The organism is Microcoleus sp. Pol17C6, from assembly GCF_036701145.1.
In the GTDB taxonomy this organism is placed as follows: domain Bacteria; phylum Cyanobacteriota; class Cyanobacteriia; order Cyanobacteriales; family Microcoleaceae; genus Microcoleus.
Genome location: NZ_JAUBQH010000105.1, coordinates 1 through 8,999 on the forward strand (window position 1 = coordinate 1; position 8,999 = coordinate 8,999).

Genomic DNA, 8,999 nt, shown 5'->3' on the forward strand with positions numbered 1-8,999 from the left:
GGATTTTAAAATCCCAAAAGCCTTTCGACCCCAATTATTTGACTGCTACCCCTTGACAGGTCAAGACAGTATCTACAAGGCTTATTGAGAATGGTGCAACATCTCAGTTTAACTGAATTTACGATACAGTCGATCGATAAACTACTTCGTTTTAGGACTGTATGTGGGAGCATCCCGATTTTGCAAAAAGCGTTTTTGAGGAGTGCGAGTACCTTGCACAGCAAAGCCTACATCTAACCGCGAACACTCCAGTGAAAGCACTCATTTGGATGCTCCCAACACACTTTAAATAGGAGCCGAAAGTATTATGTAAAAACAACTAAATAACACAATCTGATTAACAGGGAGAAACAGATTTTTTTGAGAATCCCCAAGTCATTTTATTGCTTGGTTGGCGGCGGCGAGAGGCAACAATTTTATGATGAGTGATTAACCGAACTCGATATAAAATCTAAAATCTTTCAACTGACCGATCACGCCAAAGTCTAAAATTTAAAATCTAAAATCTAAAATCTAAAATCTAAAATTGATTGCCTTCCCGATTAATTGATGGCCTATCATCTATAACCGATTCACCATCTACTACTATGGCTCATACTCAGTTAAACGACAGCCAGCAAAATTGTCTGCAGCAAACTAAAGTTGCGACTTCCGAAAGAAGATTGAAAGCAGCTTTCAAGCCTTGTACCTACAACTTATCTGTTACCAGAAAACAGCTAATCGGACTGCTGACTTTACAAACAATCTTGCCCGTCGGACTAACGGCAGCAGCACTTTGGCTAACATCAGCAGTTGGAAGCAATCAACTGCAAAATCAAGCAAAATCCGAACTGAGCCTTAGTGAAATCAACTACAATCTCCAACTCGATCGCGCCGCAGACCGTTTGCAAAACTCCTCTGACAGCAAAACAATCGCCCAAACAGCCTTAGCTTACAACAGCGGCAAAAAAATATCATATTTGCAAAAATCTGTCAATCAAATTCTAGAAAATCAAGTCAAAACAGGGGAAATAGACAGCGCGGCATTAGTGGGAAAAAACAGGCAGATAGTGGTTAGCGTCAACCCCAACCAGAAGGAAAAAAGTTTTAATCTGCAAAAAATAGTTGATCGAGTATTCGCTGCAAAAGAGCAAATTACCGCCAGCGAAATCATTGCCAAATCGGAAGTTCAGGAACAATTGGGATCTTTGCCACCCGGAAAAGGCGATCGCCCTGTTCTCCTCCACTACGCAGCAATTCCCATAAAAGATCCCAAAAATCAGACAGTGATTGCTGCCTTAGTGTTAGGAAAAATTATCAGCAAAACTTCGGCAGTTGCTAGCACCGAAACCCTCAAATTACAAGGCGGCGGATATCAGGCTATATACGCACCGCTGGCTGACGGCAAATTTGTCTTGGCAAGTTCGCAAGCAGTTACAACAAACCAACAGTTACCAGACTTGCTGGCAGAGAAATCGCTTCTGAAATCTGCACTCGCCGCCGCCGGCAAACCAGTCGCCGGAAACGTACAAACAGGCAGTCAAACTTATGCAGTAGCTGCCAAATCCCTCGGCAATTTAGCCGGAAAACCCGCAGCAATTTTAGTGCGATTCATCCCCAAAACCTCGATCGCAACTGGCTGGGACAATAACTGGCTGCTGGCAATGTCTGCGGCTGCAGTTGTCCCCTTTGCCTTGGGAGTTGCCGTCACTCGCCGGATTGCCAAACCCGCTAACTCAGATTTATCAACAGTAGACGGGAATTGGGCATCAAACTCCAGCGCCGAACCGCCGCAGCGATCCCGGAAATTTGATCTAATTTATGACAATTTAAATTTCGGCGAATTCCCCGATTTATTCCTTAAAAAATCGAGTTTAGATCGTCAATTAGCCGTAGATTTTCGATATAAAAAATTGGCTGGCGCTGGCCCGCTCGCAAATCCCCACATCCCGCTCGCTTTCCAACCCCTAGAATTGCCCGAAAACTCCGTCTCAAACCAGTCGCGGCAGGTAAATACAGAACTAGAAAAAAGCGCGATCGCCTTAAATTTAGTCCAGGAAGCTTGGCAAGACTTAAATCGCCTCAACTTGGAATTGCAGCCAGAAATACTCGATCGCCAAAACACTCAAAAAGCCCTGCGAAAGAGCGAAGCACTGCTGCAAGCGATTTTAGACAACTCAACAGCAGTAATTTACATCAAAGATGTTGACGGAAAATACCTGCTCACCAACCGCCATTTTGACAATTTGTTCGACATCGCAAAAGAGCAAATAACAGGGAAAACCGATGGTGATATTTTTCCCCAAGACAAAGCAGCAGCCTTGCGAGAAAACGACCTGAAAGTTCTCGAATCCTCCTCGCCTCTAACCATCGAAGAAATCATCCCTCAAGACGACGGCCCGCACACTTATATTTCTCTGAAATTTCCTCTCTGCAACTCCGAAGGTAAAGCTTATGCAGTCGGTACAATTTCTACAGATGTGAGCGATCACAAACTTGCCGAACTCACCCTAGAAAAAGCCAAAGCAGAACTAGAAATAGAAGTCGAACAGCGCACCCTATTCCTCAAACAAGCCAACGAACTCTTGCGGTTTGAACTCGCCGCCAGAGTCCGCGGCGCCATCACAGTCAGACAAATGACGGCTCAGGTAGCCCGACACGCCAGAACAGTTGACGGCATTCTCGGCGCTTCTCTTGACCTAATTTTTCTAGTAGATCGATCGGGAAAATACACCTACGTCAGTCGCACCGCCGCTCAAGCTGCCGGCATGAACCCCAGAGAAATGATTGGCAAAACCTGGCAGGAATTAGGCTGGTCGCCAACAATTATGCAGCGGGTTCACCAAGAATGCCACGGCATATTTGCCACAGCCGAACCCGTGAAAGGCGAAGTAATTGTCCCCACGGCAAGCTGGGGAACCCGCGACTACGAGTACATTCTCAGTCCGGTTTGTGCGACAGACGGCAGCGTCGAAGCGGTGGTGGCGACACTGCGGGATATCACTGAACGCAAAGACGCTGAGGAAGCATGGCAGTTGGCTAAAGAAGCAGCAGAACTCGCCAACCGCGCCAAGAGTGCTTTTCTGGCAAACATGAGCCACGAGTTACGCACTCCCCTGAACGCAATTATCGGCTACAGCGATATGCTGGTGGAAGATGCCGAAGAGTTAGGCAACTTAGAGTTAGTCTCGGATTTAGACAAAATTCGCACTGCTGGCAAACACTTGCTGCGGCTGATAGAGGACATTCTAGACATTTCCAAAATTGAAGCTGACAAGATGGAGATTTACCTCGAAAGCTTCGATGTCGGCGGCTTAATCGAGGAGGTGGTAACAACTATCAAACCGCTAATGGATAAAAACGGCAATACTTTGCAAGTATTGAGTTCTGACAATATCGGCGCGATGCACGGCGATTTGATGAAAGTGCGGCAGGTAATGCTGAATTTGCTCAGCAATGCTGCTAAATTTTCTGCTAATGGGACGATCGTGCTTACTTTAGAAAGAATTACCAGTGAAGAATTAAAAAATAAATATCAACCGAGAGTTGCTCAACTGTTAATTTTGGATGCAGATTTTTTAATTTTCCGAGTGACGGACACGGGCATCGGCATGACACCAGAGCAGCAAGAGCGACTGTTCCAACCTTTTACTCAAGCCGACAATTCAACTACTCGCAAGTACGGCGGTACTGGTTTGGGACTGACTATCAGCCAGCGTTTTTGTCAGATGATGGGCGGCGATATTGAAGTTATTAGCGATTTAGATTGCGGTTCTACTTTTACTGTTTGTCTGCCTGCTTCATTGTTTAGGCGATCGGAATTTTAAGAACTCTTGCGCCGATTCGGAGTAAGAAATTCAGTCCTCACAACTAATTTCCTGAACACTAAATTACTCACTACCAACCTATTTTACAAGACTCGATGTTAACAGATAAGTTTTGTACAAAGCCGGCCCTTGCCAATTTATGAATTACCACAATTTTTGCCACAAAAATCAAGTTTACCTCCGCAGGCACGGCATTTTGACAAAAAGTTTATTTTTGTTCCTGATTGCGGTTTCTGCGTGCCTCGGAGCCTTGCTGTGTGAGCAATATGCGGTATTTTCCCAGCAGCCAGTCTGCCCGACTGGCAACGCTGCTAATTTCCCGTCGCCCCCGCTTTCGCAAACCGAAAAAAGCGTGCCAAGTCTGTGGTTAGCTCAAAAACTCTATGGCGGCAAATTGCTCGATCGCTGGTTTGTAGATCCCGGCAATACTTGGGTAATTATCATAGTCAATCGCCAACTTTGGAGTTTGCTCGATTATATGGAACGCTATCAGTTTGTTAACCGCTTTGGCACTGTCGCCAACGATTATGGTTACAATGTGCGAGTTTGCAACCGTCAAGGCACTGCTTTGGCAGTTTATTCGTGCAAGGGCGATCGGCTTAACTGTCGGATTGAGTTAGAATCTCTCTCAAATCCAGGTATTCGAGGCAAACTCAAAGGATTTTAGATTAGTGTCCCTACAAGAGTTAGGAAACGGCGCCGTGCCTTTGGGAGTGTCAACAACCAGGTCAAACCCATAGTCCGGAAAGGGTTGAAACCCCTGCCTCAAAGCTAAAGTCGTCTGAAGACGACTAATATCAAATCCGTTAGCATCGGAATAGTAAATTCGAGTTCACTGTTCACTGTCAACCGTCAACACTCAACATCATAAGGAGTGTTACCGGAAATCATATAATGAGTTCTTCAGTCCTCTTGGAGAGGACTTTAGCTATTAGACAGGGGTTTCAACCCCTGGCGGACTCCCGGGATGACTAACGAACTTAAGTTGACACTCCCAAAGACACGGCACCGTGTGCCTACAAGAGCTATGTACCTCACTGTAATTTAAGTTCTCACTACTTGCCTAGTTTCTTGCCAGAGCGATCGATATTGGGCAATGCCAGCATCCCCAAAAGGCAGCAGAAAGTCGCTCTTAGCAAGAATCTTAGCATCCGGCAACAACACAGAATTAGTGCGAACAGCTTCCGGCAAATCTTCGGGTTTCATACCGACAATTATCGGCGAACTAGCCTTAGCCAGCAAAGATAATTGAGGAGCAACCCGAGGTTGTAAGCAAAAATCAATCCATTTTTCCACTAAAGAAACTGGATTCCCTGATACTGGTTCTACCCACAAATCTGTCCAAAGTGTAGTTCCCGAAACTGGAATTACTAAAGCAATATCCTTTTGAGTTTGCAGCAGCGGCAGCAAGTCCCCAGAGGAACCTACGGCCAACCAAGTATCGCCTAAAATTAATGGTTGCAGGTAAGCATCAGAACTATAAAGTTTAACTTGTCGGTGCAGATTTGCGAGTTCTTTTTTAAGATTTGGGACTTGATCTAATTGCTGCGTATTGTAAGATTTTCCGAGTTTTTTTAATGTTAAACCGATAACTTCTCTGGCACTGTCCGGCAGAGAAATTCGATCGCGCAATTCTGATCGCCACAAGTCTTTCCAATCTGTCGGAGTCCACCCCAAAGCCTTAAATTTGTCGGTTCGATAGGCAATTACCGTACTTCCCCAGCGGTAAGGTACACCCCAAACGTTTTCTCTCGCATCTAAGAAACCGTCATCGTTTCGCGTTACCAAATTTCGCCACCTTTCGGGCAATTGTGCCCAATTAGGCAACTTAGCAGGATCGATGGGCTTAATCAATTTTTGCCTAATTGCCAAAGTCAGCCAGTAATCTCCCAACATCACCAAGTTAGCTTGATTTTTTGATTGGGGAACCTGTTTCCACTCCTGCAACAGGGCGAATAATTCTTTTAATTGTCCTTCTTGCGTTACCTGCAAAAGCGGAGACGGTTGTACATCGCGGCTAAATTTGCTTACCAGTTGGGCCGGAATACCGTTTTTGAGCGATCGAATTTTGAGAATGGGCTTCGAGTCGCACCCTGCCGCCAATTGACTTAAAGTTAGGGTGGCGGCCCCCAATAGCAAAGACCTTCGTTTCACCTGTCAATCCGCTTTTCTAAATATTGACCTATCGTTTTGTGTTCTACAGCCGGGGAAATAATTGTTTGTCGAGTCCGGTAGTTGGCGCCGATTTGTCTTATTTCTTTTTCAAACACAGAGCCATTGTACTCGGTTCTGCTGCGCTCTGAGTCTGTTTGACTCTTGCCCTGATTCTACCTTCTAACTTGTCGATCGAGCTTTCCGATGCCGAAAACTCCCTCAACTTAACGCCTAATTTCTGTGCTGCAAGTTCCTTTGAGCCAGTTGTGTTCGCCAGCCGGGTCGATCGACTGCATCTGTGTTACATTTTTTAATATAACGAAACAACCAGAGCGCTGCTATCTGCCGTTGGATGAGGCTTTTTACACAACAGAAGTGAAAAATTCTTTTTAAATCGGCGACAGCTTAATAACTAAAAAAACTAAAAATCCATTCATCTGAATCCTGAAAGCACTGGCGAGAGCGAAGTCAATCTAATAGGGCTCTCGGCGATCCCACTCTCACAAACCCGACGTTTTAGCTCTGATTGAAGGTTTGAACGAAGTATGGGCGTTAACCCACCCGGTTCCTGTGTTCAAGACTATCTAAAACCTAAAATCTAAAATCTACAATCGACTCACCAATGGCGATCGATTATCTTCAAGCTGGCTCCCTAAATCTAGGGTCAGGATTAGGAACACAACAATTACGTCAAAAATTAAATAATTTAGTGATAAATCCAAGTTATGTAAAGATTTACCTAAAATGTAAAGATATTAAGTTACGAGCCAAAGGATGATTGTATGGAAGCGCTCCGCCAGCAAGTTACAGTATTGAGCCAACAAGTCGAGGCCCTCTACAAACTCATAGAAAACCTCAATGAAAAGCTCTTGGAGTCGGCCAAGGAGACGAAGCTGACCCAGCAACAGAGAAACGATCGCTCTGGAACGGTAGGAAATGACAAAACCTCGCCCTATCAAAGCTACAGCAGTCTCGACGGCCTTCTCGAACACAAGGACATACTGTTAGATGACAGCTATTTCGACAAGAATTCTCAAAGCCTGGAAAAAGAGCTGAGCGCAGAGATTCAAATCCAGCGCTTAACAGCTCAGCTAACAGCAGCTTACAATCGAATTGCAGCCTTGGAAGAACAGTTGCTCTCCAAAAGAATGCACTCGCAACATCTAGGCGGGCCTAATTAAATATTGCTAGCGGGGATCTGGTAGTAATCAAAAAAAAATACAAGTTGCGTTGATTTATGCTCGTCTACTTATAGATTCATTGCATAGAGTTTTTTATCTCCCGTAATTAGCAGGGAGAATACTGCATCAAAGCCAGATATTGTGTAGAAAATTCTGTAAATCTGAGAGCAAAAATGCTACACAAAATGATATAATTATTCAGCCAAAACGAAGCTGGGTGAGCAGCAAAACAATGTTCGCAGCTCGATCGCCGCCTCTGAATTTTTAATGTTTAATTCCTAACATTCCTGGATGCACAGAAAACTAAAAACCCGGTTGGGGAGTGTATTCGTCGTGGCAAAACCCCAATATTTTCAGTAAAAAGCGGGTTTTTTGCCTCCAAGACTTTCTAATGTTTAATATCAATTCCGGCTGCGCCGGAATGATCTCAAATCCTTGCTTCAAAAGTCGGGCGTAAAGTCGAATCCCGAGGCCCACAAATAATTCGCGCAATTTTCATTTTTTTGACTCACAGTCAACAGTCAAAAGTCAACAATCATTCCGGTGCAACCGGAATCGATATAATTTCACACCGCGAGGCTAAAGCTTCAACAGCTTGAAGGAGTTGAGGAGGAGTCCAATTTGCAGCCAAGCCACTGGCGATCGCACAAGCTCCCGCACCGACACCTTCTTTAACATACCCGCGATCGTAAGCTTGCAGTTGCCCGTAGCGAGATCCAGCAAAACTTAGCTGCGCGGCCAACAGAGGCACACCGCCGATATCATTAGCAAGTCCTAAAGTGTCTCCTGTAGGGTCTTCGGCCACCCAGCGCGTAGTCCCCACCGCAACTTGTTCGGGACGCCATACTAGAGCATATTCACGGGCTAAGGCTTGCATCAAAGCGTACACTGCCAGCATTTGCGTGCCCCCAGCCAGAAGCACACCGCAAGTCCGACTCGCGGCGATCGCCATTGCCGCCACCGCTATTTGCATCGGATCGCCCACCGCCGCTACCAATTCGAGGGGAGTGCTGTTTTGTCCGCCAATTTCCCACTCAGCATTATTGAGTCCCGCTGTCACCGCAGCCAATTTTTGAGCGTGATTGCAGCGAGGATGAGAACTATTAACTTTGCCCGCCGCTGCAATACCCAAACCCATTAACACGCCCAAAGCAGTAGTCGTTCCCCCAACTACGCACTCTCCTAAAATTAAATAGCTGCCATTAGTTTGAGCAGCCAATTTAGCTCCCCAAATTAAACCTTGTTCGAGCAAATGTTTGACTGTTTCGAGTTCTAAAGCATTCCCAGAAATCACACACTTTGCCGGAGTGCCGCCCAAATCAATTGCAGGTACGGGAGGTGGGAGGGGCAAACCAGCATTAAATAGGTAAAGCGGAAGTTCCAAAGCTTCGACTACAGCGCGAGAGATCAGTACCGGCGAGGCACCCGCTTCTAGGGGCGGCAAAGGATATTGGGGCGACGGTTGGGGGCCGTTATACAAAAATTCTGCATCGGCTAAACAAGTAAATTGTCGATCGTGCGGAGTTGCACCTGCTGCTGAAATCCCCGGAATTAAGCCAGTAGCAGTAAATCCTAACACGCAGGCAAATATCGGTTTTCGTCCCCGATAGCGATCGAGCCACCGCTGGCCCTGTTCAATTTCTGTATAAATACCAATCATAAATTAGTCAGTAGTCAGTAGTCAGTAGTCAGCAGTCGTTAGACCTCTGCAATAATTATTGTGGAACAGGCATCTTGCCTGTTCAAGACTTGTTTTGCAAGAGAGGTCTATTAGTTATTAGCGCTCTTTCATCACTCTGGATAAAATAAAACAACGGCATACCAACTTTATCCAGAGTCTAATGTTGTATATCCACGA

The 8,999-nt window shown here is 45.5% G+C and carries 6 protein-coding genes; 4 read left to right on the forward strand and 2 right to left on the reverse strand.

Annotated elements, in window-relative coordinates; translation table 11 throughout:
• Positions 1-587: 587 nt before the first annotated feature.
• Together QUA25_RS27955 and QUA25_RS27960 are read left to right on the forward strand one after the other, a co-directional pair.
• Positions 588-3,806 carry a PAS domain-containing protein gene (locus QUA25_RS27955; RefSeq protein WP_333042882.1) on the forward strand — a complete coding sequence of 1,073 codons (3,219 nt, stop codon included), beginning with the start codon at positions 588-590 and terminating at the stop codon, positions 3,804-3,806.
• Between the two features lie 139 nt (positions 3,807-3,945).
• Positions 3,946-4,473, forward strand: a complete 528-nt coding sequence (locus QUA25_RS27960; RefSeq protein ID WP_333042884.1) for a hypothetical protein — start codon at positions 3,946-3,948, stop codon at positions 4,471-4,473.
• Between the two features lie 377 nt (positions 4,474-4,850).
• Here the strand turns inward: QUA25_RS27960 and QUA25_RS27965 are convergent, their stop codons facing one another.
• Complete coding sequence (locus QUA25_RS27965) at positions 4,851-5,960, reverse strand: extracellular solute-binding protein (protein ID WP_333042885.1); 1,110 nt, start codon at positions 5,958-5,960, stop codon at positions 4,851-4,853.
• A 155-nt stretch (positions 5,961-6,115) separates the two neighbouring features.
• On the opposite strand from QUA25_RS27965, the gene QUA25_RS27970 reads away from it, so the two are divergent.
• Both QUA25_RS27970 and QUA25_RS27975 read left to right on the forward strand, forming a co-directional pair.
• A complete protein-coding gene (locus QUA25_RS27970) occupies positions 6,116-6,274 on the forward strand; it encodes a hypothetical protein (RefSeq protein ID WP_333042887.1) in 159 nt (52 codons plus the stop codon).
• A 468-nt stretch (positions 6,275-6,742) separates the two neighbouring features.
• Positions 6,743-7,141 (forward strand): hypothetical protein, encoded by a 399-nt coding sequence (locus QUA25_RS27975; protein ID WP_333042890.1) that lies wholly within the window; start codon positions 6,743-6,745, stop codon positions 7,139-7,141.
• Positions 7,142-7,676: 535 nt separating this feature from the next.
• Here QUA25_RS27975 and cobT read toward each other — a convergent pair.
• Positions 7,677-8,801: a nicotinate mononucleotide-dependent phosphoribosyltransferase CobT gene (cobT, locus tag QUA25_RS27980; protein ID WP_333042892.1), complete on the reverse strand. Its 1,125-nt coding sequence runs from the start codon at positions 8,799-8,801 to the stop codon at positions 7,677-7,679.
• Positions 8,802-8,999 lie beyond the last annotated feature (198 nt).

Excerpts from the sequence above, each read along its gene's own strand:
- QUA25_RS27975 (WP_333042890.1), top strand. The coding sequence starts at position 6,743 with ATGGAAGCGCTCCGCCAGCAAGTTACAGTATTGAGCCAACAAGTCGAG.
- cobT (WP_333042892.1), bottom strand. The coding sequence starts at position 8,801 with ATGATTGGTATTTATACAGAAATTGAACAGGGCCAGCGGTGGCTCGAT.
- QUA25_RS27960 (WP_333042884.1), top strand. The coding sequence starts at position 3,946 with ATGAATTACCACAATTTTTGCCACAAAAATCAAGTTTACCTCCGCAGG.
- QUA25_RS27955 (WP_333042882.1), top strand. The coding sequence starts at position 588 with ATGGCTCATACTCAGTTAAACGACAGCCAGCAAAATTGTCTGCAGCAA.